At 60.0% G+C, this 25076-nt stretch carries 21 protein-coding genes, 1 tRNA gene and 4 pseudogenes; 17 read left to right on the top strand and 9 right to left on the bottom strand.

The genetic code is table 11. The features are described 5' to 3' along the window. Positions 1 to 114 precede the first annotated feature (114 nt). Complete coding sequence (locus PSH84_RS00850; protein WP_122564732.1) at positions 115 to 894, top strand: energy transducer TonB; 780 nt, start codon at positions 115 to 117, stop codon at positions 892 to 894. Beyond that, positions 887 to 1339, top strand: coding sequence for a ribosomal protein S18-alanine N-acetyltransferase (rimI, locus tag PSH84_RS00855; RefSeq protein ID WP_003205585.1), 453 nt, complete (start codon positions 887 to 889; stop codon positions 1337 to 1339). Before PSH84_RS00850 ends, rimI begins: the two co-directional genes overlap by 8 nt. 192 nt (positions 1340 to 1531) lie before the next feature. Here rimI and PSH84_RS00860 read toward each other — a convergent pair whose 3' ends face one another. Then, entirely contained in the window at positions 1532 to 1936 is a 405-nt protein-coding gene (locus tag PSH84_RS00860) for a serine kinase/phosphatase (RefSeq protein WP_305468507.1), read from the bottom strand. Positions 1937 to 2068: 132 nt separating this feature from the next. On the opposite strand from PSH84_RS00860, the gene can reads away from it, so the two are divergent. Beyond that, on the top strand, positions 2069 to 2713 hold the full coding sequence (gene can, locus PSH84_RS00865) for a carbonate dehydratase (RefSeq protein WP_003185433.1): 645 nt from the start codon (positions 2069 to 2071) through the stop codon (positions 2711 to 2713). Between the two features lie 10 nt (positions 2714 to 2723). Here can and PSH84_RS00870 read toward each other — a convergent pair whose 3' ends face one another. The 3 genes from PSH84_RS00870 to PSH84_RS00880 form a co-directional block, all read right to left on the bottom strand. Beyond that, a complete protein-coding gene (locus tag PSH84_RS00870; RefSeq protein ID WP_122564730.1) occupies positions 2724 to 3254 on the bottom strand; it encodes an SET domain-containing protein in 531 nt (176 codons plus the stop codon). 178 nt (positions 3255 to 3432) lie between these two features. Beyond that, entirely contained in the window at positions 3433 to 4602 is a 1170-nt protein-coding gene (locus tag PSH84_RS00875) for a hypothetical protein (RefSeq protein ID WP_305468506.1), read from the bottom strand. Positions 4603 to 4715: 113 nt separating this feature from the next. Beyond that, the gene (locus PSH84_RS00880) at positions 4716 to 6137 is read right to left on the bottom strand and encodes a short-chain fatty acid transporter (protein WP_305482146.1); all 1422 of its coding nucleotides are present in this window, start codon (positions 6135 to 6137) and stop codon (positions 4716 to 4718) included. A gap of 376 nt (positions 6138 to 6513) precedes the next feature. Here PSH84_RS00880 and PSH84_RS28845 point away from each other — a divergent pair. The 4 genes and pseudogenes from PSH84_RS28845 to PSH84_RS00895 all read left to right on the top strand — a co-directional run. Then, positions 6514 to 7086: pseudogene (locus PSH84_RS28845) on the top strand (PAS domain-containing protein); the annotation flags it as partial. A gap of 156 nt (positions 7087 to 7242) precedes the next feature. Beyond that, positions 7243 to 7674, top strand: a pseudogene (locus tag PSH84_RS28850) (methyl-accepting chemotaxis protein); the annotation flags it as partial. 90 nt (positions 7675 to 7764) lie between these two features. Next, positions 7765 to 8319: a DUF2975 domain-containing protein gene (locus tag PSH84_RS00890; RefSeq protein ID WP_305468503.1), complete on the top strand. Its 555-nt coding sequence runs from the start codon at positions 7765 to 7767 to the stop codon at positions 8317 to 8319. Between the two features lie 7 nt (positions 8320 to 8326). Then, positions 8327 to 8560: a helix-turn-helix domain-containing protein gene (locus tag PSH84_RS00895; protein ID WP_122564726.1), complete on the top strand. Its 234-nt coding sequence runs from the start codon at positions 8327 to 8329 to the stop codon at positions 8558 to 8560. On the opposite strand, the pseudogene ggt reads toward PSH84_RS00895, so the two are convergent. Then, positions 8542 to 10385, bottom strand: a pseudogene (gene ggt / locus PSH84_RS00900) (gamma-glutamyltransferase). The gene PSH84_RS00895 and the pseudogene ggt sit on opposite strands and share 19 nt — an antisense overlap. Positions 10386 to 10474: 89 nt before the next feature. Continuing rightward, positions 10475 to 11275: a helix-turn-helix transcriptional regulator gene (locus PSH84_RS00905; protein ID WP_305468499.1), complete on the bottom strand. Its 801-nt coding sequence runs from the start codon at positions 11273 to 11275 to the stop codon at positions 10475 to 10477. A gap of 119 nt (positions 11276 to 11394) precedes the next feature. On the opposite strand from PSH84_RS00905, the gene PSH84_RS00910 reads away from it, so the two are divergent. Beyond that, the gene (locus PSH84_RS00910; RefSeq protein WP_305468498.1) at positions 11395 to 12216 is read left to right on the top strand and encodes a carbon-nitrogen hydrolase family protein; all 822 of its coding nucleotides are present in this window, start codon (positions 11395 to 11397) and stop codon (positions 12214 to 12216) included. A 113-nt stretch (positions 12217 to 12329) separates the two neighbouring features. Then, the gene (locus tag PSH84_RS00915) at positions 12330 to 13655 is read left to right on the top strand and encodes an APC family permease (protein ID WP_305468497.1); all 1326 of its coding nucleotides are present in this window, start codon (positions 12330 to 12332) and stop codon (positions 13653 to 13655) included. 154 nt (positions 13656 to 13809) lie between these two features. Here the strand turns inward: PSH84_RS00915 and PSH84_RS00920 are convergent. From PSH84_RS00920 to PSH84_RS28855, 3 genes are all read right to left on the bottom strand, one after another. Next, a tRNA-Met gene (locus tag PSH84_RS00920) sits at positions 13810 to 13886 on the bottom strand. Between the two features lie 103 nt (positions 13887 to 13989). Continuing rightward, complete coding sequence (locus tag PSH84_RS00925) at positions 13990 to 15759, bottom strand: methyl-accepting chemotaxis protein (RefSeq protein WP_439800544.1); 1770 nt, start codon at positions 15757 to 15759, stop codon at positions 13990 to 13992. Then, positions 15710 to 16048, bottom strand: coding sequence for a hypothetical protein (locus PSH84_RS28855; RefSeq protein ID WP_439800545.1), 339 nt, complete (start codon positions 16046 to 16048; stop codon positions 15710 to 15712). The genes PSH84_RS00925 and PSH84_RS28855 overlap by 50 nt, the downstream gene beginning before the upstream one ends. Before the next feature lie 331 nt (positions 16049 to 16379). Between PSH84_RS28855 and PSH84_RS00930 the strand changes: the two genes are divergently transcribed. The 8 genes and pseudogenes from PSH84_RS00930 to PSH84_RS00960 all read left to right on the top strand — a co-directional run bounded on the left by PSH84_RS00930 (position 16380) and on the right by PSH84_RS00960 (position 25076). Then, positions 16380 to 17597: an MFS transporter gene (locus tag PSH84_RS00930; RefSeq protein WP_122564715.1), complete on the top strand. Its 1218-nt coding sequence runs from the start codon at positions 16380 to 16382 to the stop codon at positions 17595 to 17597. Positions 17598 to 17676: 79 nt separating this feature from the next. Then, on the top strand, positions 17677 to 18738 hold the full coding sequence (locus PSH84_RS00935) for an ankyrin repeat domain-containing protein (protein ID WP_305482148.1): 1062 nt from the start codon (positions 17677 to 17679) through the stop codon (positions 18736 to 18738). A gap of 501 nt (positions 18739 to 19239) precedes the next feature. Next, a pseudogene (locus tag PSH84_RS28860) lies at positions 19240 to 20454 on the top strand (cache domain-containing protein); the annotation flags it as partial. A gap of 159 nt (positions 20455 to 20613) precedes the next feature. After that, positions 20614 to 21402 (top strand): methyl-accepting chemotaxis protein, encoded by a 789-nt coding sequence (locus PSH84_RS28865; RefSeq protein WP_436278775.1) that lies wholly within the window; start codon positions 20614 to 20616, stop codon positions 21400 to 21402. 218 nt (positions 21403 to 21620) lie between these two features. After that, positions 21621 to 22055: a hypothetical protein gene (locus tag PSH84_RS00945; RefSeq protein WP_305468474.1), complete on the top strand. Its 435-nt coding sequence runs from the start codon at positions 21621 to 21623 to the stop codon at positions 22053 to 22055. Next, a complete protein-coding gene (locus PSH84_RS00950) occupies positions 22052 to 23512 on the top strand; it encodes an ATPase domain-containing protein (protein WP_305468473.1) in 1461 nt (486 codons plus the stop codon). The genes PSH84_RS00945 and PSH84_RS00950 overlap by 4 nt, the downstream gene beginning before the upstream one ends. 9 nt (positions 23513 to 23521) lie before the next feature. Further along, entirely contained in the window at positions 23522 to 24559 is a 1038-nt protein-coding gene (locus PSH84_RS00955; RefSeq protein WP_305468472.1) for a sensor histidine kinase, read from the top strand. Positions 24560 to 24632: 73 nt separating this feature from the next. Continuing rightward, a complete protein-coding gene (locus PSH84_RS00960; protein ID WP_305468471.1) occupies positions 24633 to 25076 on the top strand; it encodes a DUF3592 domain-containing protein in 444 nt (147 codons plus the stop codon).

The raw sequence follows: 25076 nt of genomic DNA on the forward strand, positions 1-25076 counted from the left end.
CCTTGGACGGACTGTCGTGCTCAATCGATCAACTATTGGCTCAACAGGGAAGCGATCCGCCTCGAAGGGCGGTAGAATCGCTTCCACTTTCAGTTATCCACAAGTGGCCGACCCTTGCTTATCGAGTCCCGTCGCCGCGCCTATCTGACCGCCATGCAGGTGGTCAACTGGCTGCCGCGCACCGAATTGCCGTTCGCCGCCCCGTCGCGGCCCGAGCTGCTGGAAGCGCCCGAGCCCGAGTCCATCGCGCCGGTCGTGACGGCACCCGTGGCCAAGACGGTCGTCGAGCCGCCAGCGCCAGCCGCCGAGCGGCCAAAAATCGAAGTGCCGCGCCCGAGCCTGGCCTCGACCCGCACCAATGCCAAGCCGGTGGAAGAGGTGGTCGAGGCGCCGCCCAAGGCCCCCTACGTCGCCCCGCCGCGTTTCGCCCTGCAATTGCTGCGAGCCGGACGTTGCCTGCTGCTGGTGGAGTTGCCCACGGGCGAGCCGTTCCAAAGCCGCGATCCGGCCTACTTGCTGCTCAAGGACATGCTGCGCGCCGCCGGTCTGCCGGACAGCCCGCAAATCATCGGCGAACCGGTGCGTTGGCCGCTGCTGTCTCGCGGCACCATGGACCAGGGGCCGGAAGCGGCGCGAGATTTCGTCCAGGGGTTTGTTTCGGCGCGTCTCGAAGATGAGCCCTGTGTGTGCCTGTGGCTGATCGGCCTGCCGGCGGTGAAGTTTGCCGGCGAGGCGGATGCCGAAGCGTTCAATCGCGAACTGCAGGTCGAAGGCCTGGGCTCGGCCTGGGCACTGCCCGGGCTGGAACTGTTAATGGACACGCCACAGCGCAAGGCTGATGTCTGGCAAGCCATGCGCCGGCTGATGGCGCGCTGGAAAGAATCGAATGAGTGACGCTGTATCGTTCCGCCCGATGACCGAGGCGGACCTCGACGCTGTACTGAAGATCGAATACGCGGCCTACAGCCACCCCTGGACCCGGGGGATATTTCTCGATGGGCTGGGCAAATACCAGATCTGGCTGATGTTCGAAGGCCAGCAGCAAGTGGGCCATGGCGTGGTGCAGATCATCCTGGATGAGGCGCACCTGCTCAACATTACCGTCAAACCGGAAAACCAGGGCCGTGGCCTGGGCTTGCGCCTGCTGGAACACTTGATGTCGATTGCCTACAAGGCCGAGGCCCGGGAGTGTTTCCTGGAAGTGCGCGACAGCAACCGCACGGCGTTCCGGCTGTATGAGCGCTATGGCTTCAACGAGATTGGCCGACGCCGGGATTACTACCCGGCGGTGGGTGGGCGCGAAGATGCGGTGGTCATGGCGTGTACCTTGGTGGACTGAACTTGCCACATCGAGGTTAACCGCAACGCCGCCATCGCGAGCAAGCTCGCTCCCACAGGGAGCTTGGCGGTGTGCATCAAATTTGCGCTCGAACACAAAACCCTGTGGGAGCGAGCTTGCTCGCGATGACGGCGGCACATTCAACCCCAGTGCAAATTGATCCACCGCTATCGCGAGCAGCTCTATCGACACTTACCGCTTGCCATCCAACGGATCGATATCGGCCATTTCCGCTTCGTCGAGCCCGTCACCCCCGCCAATGTCATTTTCATCCACTACGCTCAGGTCCCAATCGGCCCGTTCGTCGTCGCCGGCCTCAGAGGCGTCCCGGGCGCCGTCTTCTCGGATGAGGGTTTCCGGGCTCATGTCGTCGTCGGTCGGTTCGTGATCCTCCGTTGAGGCGCCGGTCATGCCCGCTTCACGGACGCGTTCACGCGGCATCAGCTGTTCGCGTTCGTTTTCCGGCAATTCGTCGCCGATTCTCGCACTGGGCTGCTCGTCGTCGAACTCCAACTCATGCATCGAGCCCATGCGGTCTTCATTGTCGTCGATGGGTTCCGGTTGCGTCGCATCGAAGGGGCGTCGTGAATCATTCATGGCAATTCCTCGTACTGTGGGCCTTACTGGTGTCGACCGGAAGCGCAGCCAGGAATTCCAATGCATCGCCGACGTGACCTCGACCGGCGGTCGTCTGTCACAGTTGCGCACTCTCTATCGAGGCTAGACAGCATGAACGAATTACAAGATCTGATTGATAACAACGCGCGCTGGGCCGATGCGATCAAGCAGGAGGATCCTGACTTTTTCGCCAAGCTGGCTCGTCAGCAAACCCCGGAGTATCTGTGGATCGGTTGTTCCGATGCGCGGGTGCCGGCCAACGAGATCGTCGGCATGCTGCCGGGCGATCTGTTCGTGCACCGCAACGTGGCCAACGTGGTGTTGCACACCGACCTCAACTGCCTGTCGGTGATCCAGTACGCGGTGGACGTGCTCAAGGTCAAACACATCCTGGTCACCGGCCATTACGGCTGTGGCGGCGTGCGGGCCTCGATGCAGGACCGCCAACTGGGCTTGATCGACGGCTGGCTGCGCTCGATTCGCGACCTGTACTACGAGCATCGCGAGGCGTTGGGCCAGTTGCCGACGGAAGAGGAACGTGTCGATCGCCTGTGCGAGCTGAACGTGATCCAGCAGGTGGCCAACGTCGGCCATACCAGCATCGTGCAGAACGCCTGGCACCGTGGGCAGAAACTGTCGATCCATGGCTGCATCTACGGCATCAAGGATGGACGCTGGAAGAGCCTGGACACCACGATCAGCGGTTTCGAGCAATTGCCGCCGCAGTATCGGCTGCGTCCGGTCGGCGCGCCCTGACCCCGGCTCGTCAGTCGCGGTGACACTGACGACGCCAGTGCCGAAGAAATGTCATTCCCTGCTCATTGGGCGGTTCGTCATAGCCGGTAATCCAGCCATGACAGTTGTACGAACCGCACCGGCAGGCGAACTGTCGGTAGAGTTTCTGTTCGGTACTGGCGTAGTCCATTGTCAAGCTGTCGCCTTCATCGATACGGGCCAGTGACCACAGCCACAGTTCGCTCATGTCGAGGAATACATTCGGGTTGCAGGAGTGCAGCAGCAATCCGGCGAAGCGTGGGTCATACATGTGCACGTCCGGCAGGATCTGCAGCGTGTGCAGGCGTCGCCGGCTTACCAGCAGCCCTGACACCCTGCACATCCGCGTCATGGGCGCGAACGACTTGCGGGCGATGATGATGCCGTTGCCGCGCCCGTCGGTCGTCTGGTGCACTTCAAAATCGCGCACAGAAGGGTAGCCCAGGCGGGTGCTGAGTTGTTTTTCCGGGTAGATGCAATCCCGGCGCTGTGAACAGGTGTTGTCGCGGATGAACAGGCTCATGACGATCCTTGTCGGTGATGGACACTCGACTGGCTGGCGCTGGCGATCCTGCCGGCGGTCGTTGAAAAAGCTTTGATAGCTTCGCCCAAGTCGGAGGGCGCATCTACTGTCGAGTCTGACAGGAGCCAAAGGCGCTTTCCCGTGTCAGCGCAAGCTTACGCGGGAAGCGCCTCAAGGTTTACACCGCCTCGGCAGGCAGCGGCATAGGCACCTTCAACTGCGGAAGTTGCGACTTGATCGCCGGCGTTTCGCATTTTTTCGCTGCATCAGCCGGCGTCAGGTTGCGAATGGACGTGTAGAACAGCTCGCAGGTCTTTTCCTTTTGCGTGACCTGCCAGGTTTGCGTGCACTGGTTCAGCAGGGCGCTCGGGTCGGTGCCCGGCTTGCTGCCCATGCCGGCCTGCCAGCATGAAGCACTCAGGTCCTGGCCCATGACTTTCAAGCCGGCGGCATCAGCCTTGGCTTCGTCACCGTCGTAGCTGTCCTTGTCGGCGGCGTACCAGATGTAGCTTGGATGGTTGGAGCCCAGGACCGGGACCTTGGCCCCGCTACCAGTTGTGATGGTTGCCAGGCCGAGCACGTTCACGGTCGGGCCGTACTGGGTCTTGATCCAGTTCCGAACGGGTGCTCCGAAGGCCACCATCGGTAGTGCGGCGCCGCTGGCGGTTTGGGTGACCTCTGTGACCATCGTGGTCTGGTAATCGTTGAAGTAGCTGTAGAGCCCCTCTAACGTGCTGCCAGCATTGGACGGTGCCGCGATGGGCGCGATGTCGATGATGGTCTGGTAGGCCGGGGTTTGTTCAGCGGCAATGCCGTTGGCGGTCAGCAGCGTGGCCCAACGGTCGGTGGTCGCCGACTCCAGGTAATCCTGGGCCTGGGTCAGGGAATAATCTGGCGGGAAGTGCAGCAACTCGACACTCTTGCGGTTTTCCAGGGCCATGCCCAGCGGCAGGAACAGGTACCAGTTGTAGGACCATTTCTTGTCGCTGTTGAGTTTCGAGGCACCGTTGTACGCAAGGTCCCCTGCGTCGAGCAGCGCTTTCAGCGGTTGGCCGTAGCTCTTCGGCACCCCATCGATGTTGGCATAGACCTTATCGTTGTCGATTGTGACCTGGACCTTGGCCTTGGCGTAGCCGTCGCGCTGCACACTTTGGGTCAGGTAATGCTCGACGGTCTGCTCCAGAGTCCAGTCGCGAAAACAGATGACGTTGCAGTTGTTGGGGTAGGCGAAGAGGCGCGTGACGCGCTCGGTGCTGCCCAGCTGCACATCGATCTTGGTCACGTCGGCGGCGTGGACGGTGGCGCTCAGGGTAAGGGCGGCAAGAGGAAGTACGGCGAGTTTGAACATGCTCAGATCCTTTTCAGCGTGAGGGACCCTCAAAAGCAGGGCGTATCCATACTGAAACAGACCGAGCCGAAGAAAAAGTGGGCCGATGGAAATATCGGCCCTTTTTTATGGCTTTATGGCATCACTGGCGGTAGATAACTCAATGTCGTCCCCAGCGCCCACAACAGCGCACCCAGCACCAGTGGCGTGTGTACCAGCAACTGCACGAAGGAAAAGCCGATCAAGTCCCTGGCCTTCAGTCCCAGCACCCCCAGCAACGGCAGCATGTAGAAGGGATTGATGAGGTTCGGCAGCGCTTCGGCGGCGTTGTAGATCTGCACGGCCCAGCCCAGGTGATAGTTCAGGTCGTTGGCCACCTGCATGACGTAAGGCGCTTCGATGATCCACTTGCCGCCGCCGGAAGGAATGAAAAAGCCCAGCACCGCCGAATAGACGCCCATCAGCAAGGCGTAGGTGTCATGGGAGGCGATCTGGACGAAAAAGGTCGAGATATGGTGGGCCAGGGTCTGGGCATCGCTGCCTTTGACCGTAGTCAGCAGCGCGGCGATCGAGCCGTACAACGGAAACTGGATCAACACGCCCGTGGTGGTCGGCACCGCGCGGGCCACGGCGTCGAGAAAGCTGCGTGGCCGCCAGTGCAGCAAGGCGCCGAGCATGATGAACAGGAAGTTATAGGTGTTGAGCCCGGAAATGGCACTGATCGCAGGCTTGGTCGAAAACTCATGGAATAGCCAGCCGGCGGCCAGTAGCACAAGGGCGATGGTCAGCAGCGGACTGTGCTCCAGCCATTCCCCTGGGCGGGTGCGGGGCTGCAACGCCGGCATGCTGAAACTCGGGTCGATACCGCAAGCGGCGGCGTCACGGGCGCTGTTGGGGCCGGGAGCGGTGGCGTAGGCGACGATCAACGAGATCACGATCAGCGCCAGCAGCATTACGCCAGACTGCCAGAGGAATATCGTCTGGGTGAACGGAATGACGCCGGTAATCGACAGGATCGAAGGCGGCAGGCTGGCCGGGTTGGCCTGCAATTGCGCCGCCGACGAAGATAACCCCAGCGCCCACACCGCGCCCAGGCCCAGGTACGCGGCGGCACCGGCGGCGCGGTAATCCATCTTCAGGTCGGTGCGGCGGGCGAGGGCGCGCACCAGCAAACCGCCAAATACCAACGACAGGCCCCAGTTAAGCAGCGATGCGACCATGGATATCAGTGCCACCCACGCCACGGCAGAGCGGCCGTTGGTCGGAATACGCGCCAGGCGATCGATCAACTTGACGGCCGGTGGCGAGCTGGCAACCACGTAACCGCCAATCACCACGAAGGCCATTTGCATGGTGAACGGGATCAGGCTCCAGAAGCCGTCGCCGAACGCCATGGCCGCTGCCGTGGGCGTGGCACCGATGAATTGCGTCGCCACGGCGACCACCAGCACCGCCAGCGCGGCGAAGACCCAGGAGTCGGGGAACCAGCGCTCGGCGAAACTGGAACAGCGCAAGGCGAAGCGGGCGGAACGGCTGTCTTCGATGTCAGTGGTCACGGCAATTACCTCGTTTTTATGGTTATGGGTATTCATGGCGGCAGGGCTTCAAAGGTCAGGCGCAACAGTAGAACAATCCAGTGACCATGGGAGGCTTGTCGGGTTCGAGAGACGCTCTGGATTATTTTCAATAGGGGCTCTCAGCGCTCTTTAGAAAAAAAACGCCGGGCCGATGGCAAAGGGAACAGCCATTTAATTCTTCCGCTGTCCGGAGCTGCCCATGTTCAACAACCGCCTGAAGCAGGAGCTACTGGCTCTTCGCCAAGAACTGTCCAGTCTTGTGCAAGTCAAGGAAAGTCTGGACCGTGAAATGCTTGGCCTCACTCTGGATGCCGATGGACGGATTCAATCGGTCAATCAGAATTTCCTCGACGAGATGCACTACAAGAGCCAGGACCTGATCGGCCGGCCTGTGGATGAGCTGGTTCCCGCGTATCTGAAATCCAATGAATTCCAGATGCGCTTCAAGGCGGCGCTGACCCGTGGCGAGCACTTCTCCGGTGCCGTGCGCCTGCTGCGGGGCAATGGCCAGGAGGCCTGGCTGCGTTCGATCCTCCAGCCCGTACGAAATGCTGACGGGCGGATCCGCTTTTTTTCGATGTATGCCAATGACCTGACCCGCACCATCGAGGCCTCCCGGGAACATGAAAACCTCATCGGCGCGCTGGTGCGCTCAACGGCGGTGATCGAGTTCGATCTGGGCCGTCATGTCCTGACGGCCAACGATCGCTTCCTCAACGCCATGGGTTACAGCCTTGCGCAGATCAAGGGCAAGCACCACCGCACGTTTTGTGAGCCTGAGGAATACAACAGCGCGGCCTACCAGCAGTTCTGGAAGCGGCTGACCAGCGGTGAGTTCGTGGCTGGCCGCTTCAAGCGCCTGGACAGCAGTGGTCGTGAGGTCTGGCTGGAAGCCTCCTACAACCCCGTGCTCGATGCCAACGAGCGGTTGTATAAAGTGGTCAAGTTCGCCACCAATATCACGGATCAGGTCAACCAGGAAAAAGCCGTCGCCGAGGCAGCCAACATTGCCTACAGCACTTCGTTGCAAACCGACAACAGCGCCCAGCGCGGCACGACTGTGGTGACCCAAGCCGTGGACGTGATGCGCGACCTGGCCCGGCACATGCAAACCGCCGGCGAAGGCATCGAGGCGTTGAACGAGCAATCCCTGGTGATCGGTACCATCGTCAAGACCATCAGCGGCATCGCCGAACAGACCAACCTGCTGGCGCTCAACGCCGCGATCGAGGCAGCCCGGGCCGGTGAGCAGGGCCGGGGCTTTGCGGTGGTGGCCGACGAGGTGCGTCAACTGGCATCGCGTACCAGCCAGGCGACCGATGAAATCGTCGGCGTGGTCCGCCAGAACCAGGACATGGCGCGCAACGCCGTGGCGCTGATGACCGACGGCCAGCACCAAGCCGAGCACGGCCTGGCCCTGGCCGCCGAGGCGGGGACGGTGATCGTCGAGATCCAGGACGGAGCGAAGAAGGTGGTCGATGCCGTGAGCCAGTTTGCCAATCAGCTCTCCACTTAGAATGTCATTATTGTTTTTTACATATTAATTGTTGTTTTACGATAATTTAGTGGCTATGTTCTGGGCTCCCTTACTCTATTGGAGCCTCACATGCACTCGAATCGTCTTGCCTTGTACAGCCAACGGATGGCAGCCATCACCCTGGTTTTCATGGTCGCGATGATGGTCGTCAACGCTGTGGCCTGGCTGTATCCTGAAGCGGCCTCGCGATACGGCCTGGGATTCGCCCTCACCGAGCGGCAATTGTCGAGTCTGCCTGAAGAGGCGATGGGATTGACGGGATGGCAATGCCTGGGTGGGATACTGCTGACCAGCATTCCCTTGCTGGCCCTGGCGGTCGGGCTCACCAACTTGCGCAGGCTCTTCAAGCACTACGCCCAAGGCCAATACTTTTCCACCGCAGCGGCGGTCTACCTGGGAAATGCGGGTCGTGCGGTGGCGTTGTGGGTGCTGTTGGACTTCATCTGCGAACCGTTTCTCAGCCTGCTGGTAACGATCAATGCGCCGGTTGGCCAGCGATTGCTGACCTTCAGTATTACTGCGCCGTCTTTCGTCGCTTTATTTCTTGCCGCCTGTATTGCGATCATTGCCCGGATACTGTCCCAGGCCAGTGAAGTCGATTCAGAAAACAGAACATTCGTTTGAGATTCTTATGCCCATCGTTATTCAACTCGATGTGATGCTGGCCATGCGCAAGGTCAAATCCAAGGACCTTGCCGCTGCAATCGGCATTACTGAAGCCAACCTTTCCTTGTTGAAACAAGGAAAGGTCAAGGGCATACGCTTGGCGACCCTCGAGGCCATTTGCAGTTATCTGCAATGTCAGCCCGCGGACTTGCTGGTCTATCAACCGCAGGATGAGTTCGATCAGTCGCCCAGTGCTTGACCCTCGCGCCGTGGATCCGCACCGCCGGCCAGTGAGGTTTTCCCTTGTGCATCACGCATCCGGACAATGGCCTGGGTGCCGCTGTTCATGTCGATCTCGCTCACAGTGTGGCCTTTGTCTTTCAGCGCTTGGATCAGCGTCGGGCTGAACTGTCCTTTCTCCAGTTCGGTGGGGCCATTGCGGCTGCCGAAGTTGGGGAGATTGATGGCGGTTTGCGGATCCAGGTTCCAGTCCAGCAGGCCGATCACTGACTTGGCGACGTATTCGATGATTTGCGAGCCGCCGGGAGAGCCGACAGCGGCCAGCAGTCTACCCTGATGATCGAAGATCAGCGTCGGTGCCATGGACGAGCGAGGGCGTTTGCCCGGTTCGACACGGTTGGCGACTTTTTGCCCATTCTCTTCGGGGATGAACGAAAAGTCGGTCATCTGATTATTGAGCATGAAGCCCTGGACCATCAAATGTGAGCCGAACGCCGACTCCACCGTGGTGGTCATGGACACCGCGCCACCCTGGTCATCCACGGCCACCACTTGCGAGGTGGAAATACGCAGGGGGGAGCGGTCCGGGGCGTAGGCCACCTGGATGCCCGGTGGCGTGCCAGGCTTGGCGACACCCATGCTACGCGGGCCGATCAGGCTGGCGCGGCTGGCAAGGTAACCTTGATCGACCAGGCCTTTGAGCGGCACGGCTACAAAATTCGGATCGGCGATGTATTGGGCGCGGTCGGCGTAGGCCAGGCGCTCGGCCTCGGCGATCAGGTGCACGGCTTCGGGGGTGGGTTCAATGCCGGCGGGTTTATCGGTCTTGAGAGGTTTCAAGGGGGTGAGGGCGGCGTTGCTGTCGCGCTGTTCCAGGGCCTGCAATGTCCCGAGGATCTGCGCCACGGCAACCCCGCCCGAAGACGGTGGTGGCATGCCGCAGATTTGCCAGCGCTTGTAGTCAGTGCACAACGCGGGCCGCTCCCGTGCGGTATAGCCCTTAAGGTCGTTCAGCGAAAGACTGCCGGGGTTGGCGTGGCCCTGCACCTTGGCGACGATTTCCTCGGCAATCGGCCCGTTGTACAAAGCATCGGGACCTTCGTTGGCGATGCGCTTGAGTACGGCTGCCAATGCCGGGTTTTTCAGCACGGTGCCGACTGCTTTCGGGCTGCCATCGGCATTGAGAAAGTACGCCGCCATGTCTGGTGAGCCCGGCAACGACGAGTCGGACGCGATCAAGTCGCGTGCAGCCTTGGAGAGATCGCGAAGCCCTGTTCCGCCAGCGCGATGGCCGGCTCGAACAGCGTCGCCCATTCCAGGCGCCCGTGTTTGCGATGGGCCAGTTCCAGTCCGCGCAATACCCCCGGTGTACCCACCGAGCGACCACCGATCTGCGCGGCGGTAAACGGCATGGGTTTGCCGTCGGCTTGCAGGAAAAGTCTTTCAGTGGCGCCGGCCGGTGCCGTTTCGCGACCGTCGTAGGTGCGCACGGCCTTGCCATCCCACAGCACAATGAACGCACCGCCGCCGATGCCTGAAGATTGCGGCTCCACCAGGGTCAGCACCGCTTGCATCGCAATGGCTGCGTCGATGGCCGAGCCTCCGCGTCGCAACATCTCTCGCCCGGCTTCGGCGGCCAGTGGGTTGGCCGCGGCCGCCATGTGCTTGTCGGCGTGGCGGGTCTGCAGGTCGGTGCGGTAGCCGGAGACGACCTCCGGTTGGGCAGGCAATGCAGGCGTGGTGGTGGAGGAGGGTGGGGCCTTACAGGCGACGAGTGTCAGGGCGACAGCCAGCAACGAAACGGCTGACAGGCGATGAAGGTTCGGTTTCAGATCTGTAAGCATGTGTCGCTCCATCCGTGGGCCAAGAATATTGAGACCGACTGTAGCGACGCGGGACGTGGGGTGCAAATCAGCGGGGGGATTTGGAGAAGTCAGGCGTTCTGCGCCTGGAGAAAAATCGAAAACAGCTCGGACTGGGACTTGATTCCCAGTTTGCTATACATATGTTTTTTATGAACTTTCACTGTTTCGACAGAAATTTCCAGCTTGCGGGCAATTTCCTTGCTGGAGCAACCACTGAGCATCAAGCGGCCTACATCCAACTCCCGCGCCGTCAGTTGTGCGCCTTTGAGTTGCTGAACGGACGCTTCCAGTTGCACTCGCCAATCGACTTGCGGCGATACTGGCGTGAGGGCCACCACTTCGTTGATTTCGTACGGCAGGCGCTGGCGCAACAGGCCGAGTACCCAGGGCTGGATCAGCGACAGCAGGGCAATCTGTTGGCCACTGAACCGCTGCTTGCTGCCTAACGACAGGCACAGCGTGCGATCGTCTTCGAGCTGGCAATTGAACTGGATTTCATCGGACACCACATTCAGCCGGAAGTACCGCTGGTAATATTCGGTCAACTCGAAATGTTCCGGTGCCACTTCCGACAGGCGATACAGGCCGCTACGCGACTGCTCCCGACAGGCGATGTAGAACGGATCGAGCAGATACAACCCTCGCAGATAATCCTGGAACAATTGATCGGGGCTGCCGTGCGCGCCCGGGCATTCGGCAAACACTTGCGGGTGCTGATCAGCACTGAAAAGCAGCGCGACCCAGCTGTCGAAAGGGACGTACTGGTCCAGCAAACGTACTAGCTGCGTCCAGAAATTGGGCTTGTCCAAGGCCTCGATCAATTGCCCGATCGAGCGGTGCCACGCGATATCGTCTAACGAAAGTGTCATGCCTACCCCTATCGGGTTACCCCAGCGGCGTGATTTTCCGGCCGTTGGCTTGCTGCGCATACTGGCGCACAGACAACGACCGGGCAATCTTTCCGTCTGGTCAAGAACAAGGAATACACATGAAAGTCGAACTCGCCCAGTTTGCGGGCCGTGATAACAATACGGCTTACAACCTCAAACGCGCTCTCGAGGCGATTGCCGCCTGTGCGGCCGATACGCAATTGATCGTGTTTCCCGAAACTCACCTGATGGGATTTCCATCGTTTGAGACAGTGGCCCAGAGCGCCGAACCGCTGGACGGTCCGACCGTCAGTGCGGTGATTGCTGCGGCCCGCGAACATGACGTCGCCGTGGTGATCGGCGTCGCCGAGAACGACCACGGCCGCTTCTACAACACCACCCTGCTGATCACTCCGCAAGGCATCGCGCTGAAATACCGCAAGACGCACCTCTGGGCGTCGGATCGCGGTGTGTTCGAGGCCGGTGATCGCTACGCCACGTGTGAGTGGAATGGCGTGCGGGTCGGCCTGCTGATCTGTTACGACATCGAATTCCCGGAAACCGCCCGAGCCTTGGCGCAATTGGGCGCCGAGTTGCTGATCGTCACCAATGGCAACATGGACCCCTATGGTCCGACTCACCGCACCGCGGTCATGGCGCGTGCCCAGGAAAACCAAGCGTTTGCGCTGATGGTCAACCGGGTAAAAGAAGGTGATGGCGGGTTGGTCTTTGCCGGTGGCAGCGCCTTGGTAGACCCGCTGGGCAAGTTGCTGTTCGAGGCCGGCCGTGAGGAGGGGCAGTTTGCCGTGGAACTGGACCTGAATCAGCTGAAGGCGGCGCGACGTGATTATCGGTATCTGGACGATCAGCGGCTGAAAATAGCGGGAGAGATCGTTGAGTACCCCTGCGGATTGCGGGAGCTGCTGATTCCCGCACGTTGACCCCGACAACACCTTCATTTCTGTTGGCCAAAAACCAGAACAACAACGTAGCACCCGAAATTTGCGCCGAACTCGGCTCTGCCATAAATCTAATAAATTCGGAGTAGTCGCTCATGGCTCGTTTGCAACGCACCCTTTCACTGGGGGCGGTGGTGCTGTTTGGCATCGCCTATATGACACCCATCATTGTCCTCGGCACTTTCGGCATCCTCGCGCAATCCACCACCGGTATGGTCCCCGCCGCTTACCTGGCGGCACTGGTGGCGATGTTTTTTACCGCCATGAGCTACGGCCGAATGGCCACTGCATTTCCCGTCGCGGGTTCGGCCTACAGCTACGTGCGCAAGGCGATCAGCCCGAAACTCGGTTTCATCGCCGGCTGGGCGGTGTTGCTCGATTATCTGTTCTTGCCCATGGCGATCTGGCTGATCGGCGCCGCCTACCTCCATTCCGCATTCCCGAGCGTGCCGCAGTGGCTCTGGGTGCTGGTGTTCATCGGCATCACGAGTGCGATCAACATCGTCGGCCTGAAATTGGCCAACGGCGTCAACGCATTATTGATGCTGGTGCAATTCCTGGTGCTGATCGCCTTCGTTGCGCTGTGCATTCATTACGTCGGTGGTGATGCGAGCACGCCGTTGTGGTCGGTCAAGCCATTCTTCAACGGTGACATGCAGATGCCGTTGATCATGAGCGGTGCGGCCATTGCCTGTTATTCATTCCTCGGGTTCGACGCGGTGAGCACCTTGACCGAAGAAACCCGCGACCCACGCCGTACCATTCCGCGAGCGATCATGTTGATTACCCTGATTGGCGGATTGATCTTTGTCAGTGTGTCGTACTTCGTGCAAATCGCGCACCCATCGTTACAGTTCGACAGCGTGGACTCGGCCGCCTATGAAATCGCCCGCAACATTGGTGGTGACCTGTTCGTGTCGATCTTCCTGATCGGCCTGATCGTCGGCCAGTTCGCGTCGGGGCTGTCGGCCCAGGCGAGTGGCTCACGCCTGTTGTTCGCCATGGGCCGGGATGGTGTGCTGCCAAAATCGTTCTTCGGCACGCTGCATGAACGCTTTGGTACGCCGGTCAATAGCATTCTGTTGTGTGCCGTGGTCGCTTTGCTGGCGCTGAAGCTGGACGTCACCACCTCAACCTCGTTCATCAACTTCGGCGCATTCCTGGCGTTCAGCCTGGTGAACCTGTCAGTGATCTTTCACTACTGGATCGGCGCTGAGAAGAAGGGGCTGCGTGAATGGGTGCTGTTCCTGCTGTTCCCGTTTATCGGTCTGGCGGCGGATGTGTGGTTGATGGTCAGCCTTGATCACCTGGCGATCTATCTGGGCCTGAGTTGGCTGGCGATTGGCGTGGTGTATCTGGCGGTGCTGACAGGCGGCTTTCAGCGCCAGCCACCGGAGATGGATTTCCAGGAAACCACATAAAACCCATTGGCCTGTATCCCCTCTGTATCTGGAGGGGATATGCCGTGGGGTATGAAGAGAGACAAAAAGAAACAGCCAGAAACAAGAAAGCCCGCACGAGGCGGGCTTCTTGAGGTGATTCATAGACTGCTGTAGACATCTATGGATCGGTACTTGGTGGCTACACAGGGACTTGAACCCCGGACCCCAGCATTATGAATGCTATGCTCTAACCAACTGAGCTATGTAGCCAAGTGGCGCGCATTATTCGCCGGTAACGAAGATGTGTCAAGCGTAAATCTGAAATATTTCTCTGCGCTTTCAACCGCTTAACAATCCTCGCTGCAAATCCCTGTCAGCCGAGCTGAAATCTCCCTGTGTTGGCACTCAAGGCTTTGCTTCCCTGGCTCAGGGTATCGGCCGCCACGTTCACGGCCCGTGCGCCTTCGAGCAAGCGCATGGCCGCCTGGTCGACCTGCTGGATATTGCCGCTGACCTCGTCGGCGGTGCTGGCCTGTTCATCCACGGCGGTGGCGATTTGCGCCAGGGTGTCGGTGACGCTTTGCACGGCGCTGGCAATTTCTCCCAGCCGTTCGCCCAGACCGGTGACGGCTTCGGCGTCGGTCTGGGCCTGGCCACAAGCGGCTTCCATCAGGCTGACGGCCTCGTTGACCGTGGCGCGCAGGCTGTCGACGGTGCCGGCAATCTGTTGCGTGGAGGACTGGGTGCGTTGTGACAGGCTGCGCACTTCATCGGCCACCACCGCGAAACCACGCCCTTGTTCCCCGGCGCGAGCCGCTTCGATGGCGGCATTGAGGGCCAGGAGATTGGTCTGCTCGGCCACGCCGCGAATGGTATCGACCACCAGTTGGATCTGTTGCCCCTGTTCGCTGACCCGCCCCAGTGCGGCGGCGGTTTCGTTGAGTCGCTGGTTGAGTTGCTGGATGCTCGCCGTGGTGCGCTGGCTGTCGCGGCTGCTGTCGGCGGCGATGCGGCGGGTTTGCTGGGCGCTGTCAGATGCCTGTTCACAACTCTTCGCCACGCCCTGGGAGGTGGCGGCCAGTTGCGTCGCGGCGGCAGCGATCTGGCTGATCTGCATCTGTTGGGCCTCGACTTCTCCCAGGGCGCCGCTGGAGTGTGTATTGAGGGTGCGCACGGCATTGCTCAACTGCAAGGTCTCGTGATCCACCCCCAGCAGGCTGTTGCGCAACTGCACCACGGCGACGTTGAGGGCGGTGCTGATGGCCGCCAGTTCATCACGTCCTTGCACCGGCACTTGCAGGCTGAGATTGCCATCGCGCAGGGCCTCGGCCAGCAGGGTGATGCCGCTGGCGCTGCGCCGGATCGACGCTTGCAGGCACACAAAAAGATACAGCGCCGCCAGCAGCAGGCAACCCAGCACCGTCGCTACCAGGGTGAACTGGCGAATCGCCGAACCGTGGTAGTGTTCCAGTCGCGTATCCAATGCCACCAGTGATTGTTGCCGCAGGGTCGCCAGGTCGGCGAGGAGGGCGTCCATGTGTTTTTCGAAGTCTTCCGGCTTCAGGTTGATGGAGCCGCCGAACACGCCGTCATCCAGCACTTTCAGGCCGGCGTCCAAGTGCTTGAGGCTACCTTGGAATTGTCCGGCCCAGGTCTGCAGGTTGCTGGGCAGGCGGGTTTCCAGCAGTGCTCCGGTCTTGACCAGTTGATCCCGGGCATCGCCGATACGGCTGCGCAGGTCCCGCAGTTGCAGGCGACTCTGCAGCGTGAACTGGCCTGATACTACGGAGGACTGGCCGACGCTGGCCAGGCGGCCGACCCGTTCGATCAGGTCCGGCGTCTGTTGGGTGGAGATCTGGGTCAGCAGATAAGTCTCCAACCAGGAGGCGAGGGTCAGGCGGTTGTCCATGACCATCTGCTCGCGCAACGCTTGCAGGGCGCTGAGGGCCGCGGTGAAGCGGTCATAGCCATCCGGCCACCAACCCACGCTGCCCAGGCTTTTCGAATCCAGGCCGTTGAGGCTGGTTTGCAGGGTTTGATAGCGGGCGAGGGTATCGGCTTCGGCCCCTTCGGTTTGCAGCGTATTGGCCAGGTCACTGGCGGCCTGGTTGAGGGCCGGTTGCACGGCATCGTACGCCGCCATGCGCGGCCAGCGTCGCGGGTGTCGGCTGCCGATTGGTTTCGGTGGCACGCCAGCGGGCGGCGCGGTTGCGCTGGGCGGTGAGCAGGTTGTCGAGGTTATCCAGTGCCAGCAATTGACGAACCCCGGCGCGTTCCCCGGAAATCAGGCTGAGTTTGTCGCGATAGTCCTGGCCGATGAGCCACAGGCTGCCCATGAGCGGCAGGATAAAAAGCAGGAACAGCAATTGGAATTTACGGGCGAAGCCGAAATGCCCCAACAACCTGATTCCCGGTGATAAAAAAGCCTGCATGCCCATACTCCCCTGAACACCCTTGCACTGTTTTTGTGCGTTTCTACACAAGTGCCAAAACGGGTGCCCTTTTAAAAGGCTTCGAAAGTTTGTCCAAATCGGCTCGGTAGGCCAGCTCTGTAGCGAAACTTCCCATTCTCGGTCTCCTTTGTAAGGAGCCGCGTTGTAGGGCATTAACAAGGCAAGATTCAGACCATGGCGTTGGGCTATCACCTTGGAATTCGACAATTTTTCAAGGTCGATAGCAAGCTAAGGGGATAGCCTTGTCGCACCGAAAAATGGCACATTGACGCACCTGCCCGTGTGCACCCTCTGTCGTATGGAAACTCCCATGGCTATCAGCAATACCCAGGCCGCCGCCCCATCCGTTGCCGGCACAGCGCAAAGCAGCCCGTTGGTCATGCGCATCATCGGCGCCGTGGCGCTGGCGCACTTGATCAACGACTTGATCCAGGCGGTGCTGCCCTCGATCTACCCGATGCTCAAGGACAGCTACGGCCTGACCTTCACCCAGGTTGGCCTGATCACCCTGACGTTCCAGTTAACCGCATCTTTGTTGCAGCCCTGGGTCGGCTATCACACGGATCGACATCCCAAGCCCTGGCTACTGCCGGCCGGGACGGTGTGCACGCTGATCGGCATTGTGATGATGTCCATGGTCGGTAGTTTTGCCTTGATCCTGTTGGCGGCGGCGTTGATCGGCATCGGCTCGTCGACCTTCCACCCGGAAGCATCGCGGGTGGCACGACTGGCCTCGGGTGGCCGCTACGGGCTGGCGCAATCGACGTTCCAGGTGGGCGGTAACGCCGGCTCTGCCTTCGGCCCGCTGCTGGCGGCGGCGATCATCATTCCCTACGGGCAAGGCAACGTGGCCTGGTTCGGGCTGTTCGCCCTGTTTGCGCTGTTCGTGCTGTACCGCATCAGCCGCTGGTACGCCAACCACTTGAACCTGTTCAAGCTCAAGCAAGGCCAGGCGGCCACCCATGGTCTGTCCAAGGGCCGGGTCTTGAGTGCGCTGGTGGTGCTGGGGCTGCTGGTGTTTTCCAAGTACTTCTACATGGCCAGTTTTACCAGCTACTTCACGTTCTATCTGATCGAGAAGTTCGACCTGTCGGTGGCTTCTTCGCAGTTGCACCTGTTCCTGTTCCTCGGCGCGGTGGCGGCGGGGACCTTTTTTGGCGGCCCGATTGGCGACCGGATCGGGCGCAAGGCGGTGATCTGGTTCTCGATCCTCGGCGTGGCACCCTTCACCCTGATCCTGCCTCACGTCGACCTGCTGTGGACCAGCATCCTCAGCGTGGTCATCGGCTTCATCCTCGCCTCGGCGTTCTCGGCCATCGTCGTGTACGCCCAGGAACTGGTGCCGGGCAATGTCGGGATGATCGCCGGTGTGTTCTTCGGGCTGATGTTCGGTTTCGGCGGGATTGGCGCTGCGCTGCTGGGGCACCTGGCGGACATCCGGGGTATCGAGTACGTGTACTGGCTGTGTTCGTTCCTGCCGTTGTTCGGGGTGTTGGCGATATTCCTGCCGAGAACTAAAAAAGTCTGATCTACATTCAGATGGCCGTGACCGATGAGTATTTGTTTTTATGCTGAAAAATCTTTGGATCAGAACGGTGGCCGTCGCCATGGGTAAGCGTAAACGCAAGACTCTGCCGAAGGATTTTGGTCAGCGGCTGGAGCAGGCCTCGTTTGCCGAACTGGTCGCCGTCTTCGATGCGTGCGAGCTTGAAGCCACCGGGGGTTACAGCAAGAGCACCGCGCTGGGCTTCTACAACTGCCCCGACGAACTGGTCCGTTGGCTGGTGGAGCAGGGCGCCGACATTAATGCCCGTGACACTTACCAACGAACGCCCCTGCACCATCGCAGTTCGAGTTGGATCGGTGGTGTCGATCTGCTGCTGGATTTGGGCGCCGATATCGAGGCGCAGGATTACCAGGGCTACACGCCATTGCATGCCGCGGCCAACAGTCACAAGGCCGAGGCCATTGCTGCCCTGATCCGCCGTGGCGCCAATGTCGATGCCAAGAGTCGGCAGGGACAGGGTGTGTTGCATATTGCCCTGGCGACTACCCGCAATGCCGATATCGAGGCCACCGCGGAAATCGTCCAGACGCTGCTGGCGGCAGGGCTGCAAGCCGATGACCGCATGCTCGCTGAAGTGCAGCGCATCGGTCGTGAGTTCGAGTTTCACCGGGCCTCCTTCAACCCGGACTACCTCGAGACAACGGACGCTGCCCTGGCCAGTCTTTATCGTCTTTTCAACGTCACTCCCGTCGCCCCTCGCAAGGTTCACGACGGTCAGGCCGCTATCGTCGTAGCGGCCAGTGACTGGCGTGACCAGCATCAGCAACTGTGGGAGCTGCTGGTGCCATCCTCTGGCGCCGCAGCGACGGCGCAGGGTGAGGTGATCCGCATCAGTGGCCGTATTTCCCGAGAGATTCACCACAACGGCTCGGCCAACTGGGACGCGGATTTCAAAGCGATGTTGGCGGCTCTGGTTGACCATGTGGGCAGCGCCGTGCCCTTGCCTGCGGCCGAGCTCGCTGAAGCACGGGCGCTGGCTGCCGTTCTGCGCAATGGCAACGATAACGCCGAGCAGACCGAGCGTCTCTGTGAATTGGCTGTGCGTTGGGTCATCGCCAACCCGCAGCCGGTGCCATTGGCGATGCCCTCCTATAGCCGATAACGCGACGGCGTGCCCAGCCTCTTTCAGGATCGAATAGCCCGGCGTGACACCTCGCGCGCGGGCACTTTCACCCTGGATGTCGGGCCTTTGGTGAATTAAGACTAAAGTACTGTTTTGTATAACGCCTAAGTTTGATTTTGTATAAAACCCGGTCGTGTTAATTTGCTGTCGTGGTTATTGGTCTGAATGGATTCTGCGGCATTATTCAAGGGTGACCTTGTGGTGACTGGACAAGCAGGCTTCGCATTCTTTCCAGCTATCGCCCTTACTGTCCTGGACATAAGGCCTTCGGTTCCTGACTTGAATATCTCTACTGCTTTTTGTGCCCCACCTGCCACGTCTCAAATACTTATAAAGCAGCTGTATCGCCGTGCCCTTTCAAGGCGATTGCCTCGTGGGCCGCGTAAACAGCCATGATTGATTGTTATTCGCCGCGTCGCGCACAAGTTAGAGGCCTTCGTCTTTAACGTTGGCAATAAATAGAATCAGGCAGGGGATGATATGAAGTTCAAGTCATTGCAGGCACGCATTTGTGTCACGGCAGGCGTTTGTCTGTTTGTTTCATCGGTCAGCCTGATTATCTACGGGCTCTTTACCGCTCGGGCCAATGAGCAATACGTGGCCACCGAAGTCTCGGCGCTGGTTGAAAAATCAACGATCCGGGAAATTCAGAACCTGGCCGAGTCCCGGGCCAATGCCATCCAGGCCAAGTTGCAGAATGCCCTGGATGCAGCCCGCACCATGGCCAATACCTTTGCCGCCAGCAAGAGCACGCAAAGCCCCCTGGCATTGGGCAGGGAGCAGATCAATACGGTGTTGCTCAGCGTCCTCAAGGACAACCCTGATTTCAATGGCACCTATTCCTGTTGGGAACCGGATGCGCTGGATGGACAGGATCTGGCGTTGCGCAATGCCCAGGACGGTAACAATCCACAGACAGGGCGCTTCACGCCTTACTGGACACGTAGCGCCGGTGGCCATGTCGCGGTGCAGCCGTTGGTCGAGTATGACTCCCCGGACCGTCACCCTAACGGTGTGCCCAAAGGCGGCTGGTACAGCGGCCCGCGCGACACCCTGAAGGAAAGCGTGCTGGACCCCATTCCTTATGTGGTCCAGGGTAAAAACGTTTGGCTGACCACTTTGTCGGTTCCGATCGTCGCCAATGGCAAGTTCTACGGTGTGGTCGGTGCTGACTTCGACATCGCTTTTATCCAGAAGCTCAGCGAGCAGATGTCTGCCGAGCTCTACGGCGGCAAAGGCACGGTGACGATCCTGAGTAACCAGGGCCTGGTGGTTGCGGACAGCCAGCGTACTGACTTGATTGGCCAGCCCATCAAGGCGTTGTTACCTGAGTCCTGGGAAAGCGTGCTGCGCGACATCCAGAGCGGTCGTGGCAATGGCCTGCTCAATCCACAAACCCAGCATATCGAAGTGCTGATGCCCATTACGCTGGGTCGCACAGGCAAGCCCTGGGCGGTGCTGATTCGTCTGCCCAAGGCCGTGGTCATGAGCCAGGCGATAGCCCTGGAGCAAGAGCTGCAGGCGCGCAGTATCAGCAACAGCATCTGGCAAGTGTCGGTGGGGATGGTCATTTCCCTGTTGGCCCTGGCCGCCCTGTGGTTTGCCGCCGCGAAAATCGTCGGGCCGATCCGCGAGGCCGCGGCCTTGGCCGCCAACATCAGCCTGGGGGATTTTTCTCGTCGCCTGGTGCAGAAATCCGAGGATGAAGTCGGGCAATTGTCTGTGGCGCTTAACGACATGTCCGAAAGTCTGCAACGCCAGGTTCGTGTGGCCGAGCGTATTTCCGAAGGTGATCTGGACCTGGAGGTCCGCTTGTCTTCGCCCCACGATACCCTGGGCAAGTCGCTGGAGAAGATGGTCAGCAACCTGAACCAGCTGATTTCCGAGGTGCAGACCAGCGCTACGCAGATTACCGGCAGCTCGGCGCAGGTCACTGATCTGAGCCAGTCGTTGTCCGATGGCGCGTCGAATTCCGCGTCGTCCATTACCGAAATCAGCGCGGTGATGACGCAAATGGCTGCGCAGACCCGGGACAACGCCGCCAACGCCAAGAAAGCCGATGAGCAATCCCAGGCATCGCGGGCTGATGCGGGGGAGAGCGATAAATTGATGAGCGAGCTGATTGCCGCCATGGCCGAAATCGACAACTCGGGCAAGGACATCACCGCGATCATCACCACCATCGACAATATTGCCGCACAAACCAATCTGTTGGCGCTGAACGCGGCCATCGAAGCCGCCCGGGCAGGTGAGCTTGGGCGCGGTTTTGCCGTCGTTGCCGACGAAGTACGCAGCCTGGCCGCCCGCAGCGCCGAGGCCGCCCAGCAGACGGCGGCATTGATCGCCGACTCATCGAGCAAGACGCAGCGCGGCATGATCATCGCCGGCCGGACCGCCGAATCGCTGAAAAACATCGTCACGGGAACCAGCGCGGTTTCCAACCTGGTTTCGTTGATCTACCAGGCCTCCAGCGAGCAGGCTTCGGGCTTGCAGCAGGCCAGCATCGGTTTGGAGCAGATCGATGAAGTGACGCAGAAAAACCAGTCCAACTCACAAGAGTGCGCGGTGGCGGCCAAGGACCTTTCGGAGCGAGCCTCACTGATGCAGCGTGTGTTGGGACGTTTCAAAGTCAAAAGAGGTTAGTTTTTTCCAGTCCGCTCCAGGCGCCCGTCTGGCGTGTGATGAAGCAAAATCCCCGTATCAGCGAGTGATGCCGGGGATTTTTCAGTTTGGGGGATCGTTCAAGCCAGGTTTGTTCGCTGGCTGTAGAGGGGCGCAATTGCATTGCTTTGTCCAATGGGGGCTCGATAACGTCCTTGAGGGTGTACTATCGATACTTGCCCATCGGATATCAGTTAGCTATGTCCACGCTAAGCGAAGAGAGCCGTCAGATCGTAGCTTCTCTGACGCACCGCGTTGGCCCCAACGCTGACACTGCAAGGATCGCTCACGCGATCATTTCAATTTTGCAGGATATAGAGGCGACCCTTACGCCCGTCATTGGTCAACAAGGGGTCGCCGCGCTGTATCGCCGCAGCCTGCACTTGTGTGGGTCTACTCATCCGCGCCTGACCAGCACCTGCGACAGGGTGCAGCCAGGCCTGGTTCTGACTGCTCTTAAATCGGTACTTGTTGAGCAAAGCGAAGCCGATGCGCTGTTTTTCGGTGAAGCGATGCTGACAGTCTTTTATGAGTTGCTGACCACGCTGATCGGGCCCTCGCTCACCGCACGGTTGCTTCGTGACGTGTGGGAGCCTTCCTTGAGCGACACCCCTTCGCAGGAAAATTCGCCATGAACACCAAAGTGACTATCAACCGCTTGGCTACCGGCGTGCCAGGGCTGGACGAGGTCTTGGGCGGAGGATTGCCGGAGTTTTCGTTCAACCTGATCGCCGGTCCCCCCGGTTGCGGCAAAACTACCCTCGCGCACCAGATGATGTTTGCCCTGGCGACTCCGGAGCGTCCCGCGCTGTTTTTTACCGTGCTGGGCGAGCCGCCGCTGAAGATGCTGCGTTATCAGCAGCAGTTCGACTTCTTCGACAGCGAAGCGGTCAATCAATCGATCCGCTACGTCAATCTGGCTGACGATACCCTGGCCGGGGATCTGGACGAAGTGCTGCGGCGCATTGTCAGCGAGGTGGAGGCTCACTCCCCGGCGCTGGTATTCGTTGACTCGTTCCGTTCGGTGGTGCTGGCCAGCCAGACCCAGGACAACCCGAATAACAACCTGCCGCAGTTCGTCCAGCAGTTGGGCATGTTGATGACCACCTGGCAGGCCACGACTTTCCTGATCGGCGAGTATTTCAACGAAACCGATACCAACCCGATTTTCACCGTGGCCGATGGATTGATCTGGCTGCGCCAGAGCGTTCAGCGCAATTCCATGGTGCGCAAGATGGAAATCATGAAGATGCGCGGCCAGCCGACGCTGCCGGGCCTGCACACCTTCCGTATCGCTTCGTCGGGAATCAAGGTATTTGCCCCCGCTCCCTTCAATCCGGGCGAAGCGCCGCTGGAGTTTCCGATCAAGCGCCTGGCCATGGGCGTACCGCAGCTCGATGAAATGCTCGGCGGTGGCCTGCCACGCGGGTATTCCTTGCTAGTGGCGGGGCCGTCCGGTTCAGGCAAGAGCATACTGGCGGCGTCCTTTCTCGCCGAAGGCGCGCGCAACGGTGAGACCGGCGTGATCGCGGTGTTTGAACAACGTCCCAATCATTCCCAGAACGCCACGCTCGCCCACTTGATTCAATGTGGAAAAGTCGGACTGGTGGATAGCCGCGCGCCGGACTTGTCCATCGACGAAATCGTGCACCTGCTGCTGGGCGAGATCGCCCGCTTGAAAGCGACCCGGGTGGTCATTGATTCGCTGTCGGGCTTCGAACTGGCGCTGGCGCCGACCTTTCGCGAGGATTTTCGCGAGTCGCTGTCACGCATGGTCACAGCGTTGACCAGCGCCGGTGTCAGTGTGTTGCTGACCTCGGAGCTGGAAGACCGCTACACCGACCTGCGCTTCAGCCCTTATGGCACGGCTTTTCTCACCGACGCCATTATCGTTCAGCGCTACATTGAAGTGCAGAGCCGTTTATTGCGCATCATGGCGGTGGTCAAGGTGCGGGCCAGTGCTCACTCCGACGAGCTACGCCTTTATCGCATCGACGACAACGGCTTGCAGATCGGCGAAATGTTGCCGGATCGGGAGGGGTTGCTCGGCGGTCGGCCGACCCTGCAGCTTTCCGGCAACGGCGCCGGATGAGTCGCGATCATGAATGAGACCAATGGCAAGAATGAGCAAGCGAAGGCCTCGGCCGCTCGCGAGCTGTTCCTGCTTGGCCAGAAAACCGTCGAGGCGCGGGCGGTGTTGGCGGCGTTGCATAAGGAGCTGCGCGAGGCCAACACCCAACTCGCCGATAAGCAACATATCGAGCAGTTGATCGAGGCCAACCAGCAATTGGTCCTGGCGATCCTGTCGGCCCAGTCCGAGGCTGAAAAGCCAAAAAGCACGCAGGCACTAGAACAACAACAGTTGTATCAGGATATGCGCGAAGCCAATGAGCTATTGGTCATCGCCGCCCTCAGCGCGCAACACCTGAAGGCCTCGGCCGAACGCGCACTGGAGCGCCAGCGTAGCGTCCTCGCCCTGGTGGCCCATGAACTGCGCAATCCACTGAACCCCATCAGTATGATTGCCGGCCGACTGGCGCGGGCGCCCAGTGAGGAACTGCCGCGCATGCAGAAGTTGATCGAAGGCCAGGTGCGGCACATGTCTCGGTTGGTTGAAGACTTGCTCGACGTCTCTCGGGTCAAGACCGGCAAGTTTCGCCTCGATTGCGAGATTGTCGATATCGTTCAGATCATTCATGAATCCATCGACAACTGTCGGCCGATCATGCTCTCTGGCGACTTGCATTTTAGTGCCCAATTACCCGGGTGTGCATTATGGGTGAACGGCGATCCGGTGCGGCTCGCGCAGATTTTCGGCAACTTGCTGGGCAATGCCGCCAAGTACACACCTGCCAGCGGTACGATCAGGCTTTGGGCCACCGTCGAGGTCGATAGGGTGGAAATCGGCATCCGCGATAGCGGCATAGGGATCTCGCCCAAGGCGCTGCCGTTCATCTTCGAGCCGTTCGTGCAGGACGTTCACGCCGTCGGTTTCAACGGCGTTGGCCTGGGCATTGGCTTGACGGTGGTGCGCGAGTTGGTCGAAAGCCACGGCGGCACGGTAATCGGCAAGAGTGCAGGGGATGGGCAGGGTAGCGAGTTCGTGGTGAGGTTGCCGTTGGTGAGTCAAGCCACGTAAGGGGGATAGGATATCGCCAGGGTTTCTTGATACCCTGATCTTCTTCTTTCATGGATGAATACTGAGACCCGCCATGGCTAACGACACCCCGTCACGCATCGGGACGATTCTGCTGGGCCTGCTGTTTGCCCTGATTGGCATTGGCTTGTTGGGCATTGCCGTCAATCTCTCTCTCGACCGACGCGACTTCCTCGCTCGGGCACAGACCGCCGATGGCATCGTCAGCCACTTGAATGCCGGCGGTTCCCATCCTGAAATCGCCTTCACCACCGCCAGCGGTGAAAAAATTTCCTACCCCCAGGGCGGTTTTATCTTCGGCTATCAGAAAGACCAACCGGTGCGGGTGCATTACCTGCCCGAGCAGCCGGCTGGCAGCGCCATCGTCGATGCCCCGGCCGCACTATGGGGCACCTCCGGGGTGTTGGGGTTTATCGGCCTGGTGTTCACCCTTGTCGGCCTGCTAAAAGCTTTCCGTCAACGCGGCCGCGGTGCGGTTCATTCATATAAAGGACTTTGA

This window comes from Pseudomonas beijingensis (assembly GCF_030687295.1).
Lineage (GTDB): Bacteria > Pseudomonadota > Gammaproteobacteria > Pseudomonadales > Pseudomonadaceae > Aquipseudomonas > Aquipseudomonas beijingensis.

Bases quoted from the DNA above. Each gene is read 5' to 3' on its own strand.
- PSH84_RS00950 (WP_305468473.1), top strand. From the start codon at position 22,052: ATGAACACCAAAGTGACTATCAACCGCTTGGCTACCGGCGTGCCAGGG.
- PSH84_RS00935 (WP_305482148.1), top strand. From the start codon at position 17,677: ATGGGTAAGCGTAAACGCAAGACTCTGCCGAAGGATTTTGGTCAGCGG.
- PSH84_RS00960 (WP_305468471.1), top strand. From the start codon at position 24,633: ATGGCTAACGACACCCCGTCACGCATCGGGACGATTCTGCTGGGCCTG.
- PSH84_RS00955 (WP_305468472.1), top strand. From the start codon at position 23,522: ATGAATGAGACCAATGGCAAGAATGAGCAAGCGAAGGCCTCGGCCGCT.
- PSH84_RS00875 (WP_305468506.1), bottom strand. From the start codon at position 4,602: ATGTTCAAACTCGCCGTACTTCCTCTTGCCGCCCTTACCCTGAGCGCC.
- PSH84_RS00910 (WP_305468498.1), top strand. From the start codon at position 11,395: ATGAAAGTCGAACTCGCCCAGTTTGCGGGCCGTGATAACAATACGGCT.
- can (WP_003185433.1), top strand. From the start codon at position 2,069: ATGAACGAATTACAAGATCTGATTGATAACAACGCGCGCTGGGCCGAT.
- PSH84_RS00945 (WP_305468474.1), top strand. From the start codon at position 21,621: ATGTCCACGCTAAGCGAAGAGAGCCGTCAGATCGTAGCTTCTCTGACG.
- PSH84_RS00915 (WP_305468497.1), top strand. From the start codon at position 12,330: ATGGCTCGTTTGCAACGCACCCTTTCACTGGGGGCGGTGGTGCTGTTT.
- PSH84_RS00895 (WP_122564726.1), top strand. From the start codon at position 8,327: ATGCCCATCGTTATTCAACTCGATGTGATGCTGGCCATGCGCAAGGTC.
- PSH84_RS00905 (WP_305468499.1), bottom strand. From the start codon at position 11,275: ATGACACTTTCGTTAGACGATATCGCGTGGCACCGCTCGATCGGGCAA.
- PSH84_RS00870 (WP_122564730.1), bottom strand. From the start codon at position 3,254: ATGAGCCTGTTCATCCGCGACAACACCTGTTCACAGCGCCGGGATTGC.
- PSH84_RS28855 (WP_439800545.1), bottom strand. From the start codon at position 16,048: ATGCAGGCTTTTTTATCACCGGGAATCAGGTTGTTGGGGCATTTCGGC.
- PSH84_RS00930 (WP_122564715.1), top strand. From the start codon at position 16,380: ATGGCTATCAGCAATACCCAGGCCGCCGCCCCATCCGTTGCCGGCACA.
- PSH84_RS28865 (WP_436278775.1), top strand. From the start codon at position 20,614: ATGGTCAGCAACCTGAACCAGCTGATTTCCGAGGTGCAGACCAGCGCT.
- rimI (WP_003205585.1), top strand. From the start codon at position 887: ATGAGTGACGCTGTATCGTTCCGCCCGATGACCGAGGCGGACCTCGAC.
- PSH84_RS00890 (WP_305468503.1), top strand. From the start codon at position 7,765: ATGCACTCGAATCGTCTTGCCTTGTACAGCCAACGGATGGCAGCCATC.
- PSH84_RS00860 (WP_305468507.1), bottom strand. From the start codon at position 1,936: ATGAATGATTCACGACGCCCCTTCGATGCGACGCAACCGGAACCCATC.
- PSH84_RS00925 (WP_439800544.1), bottom strand. From the start codon at position 15,759: ATGGCGGCGTACGATGCCGTGCAACCGGCCCTCAACCAGGCCGCCAGT.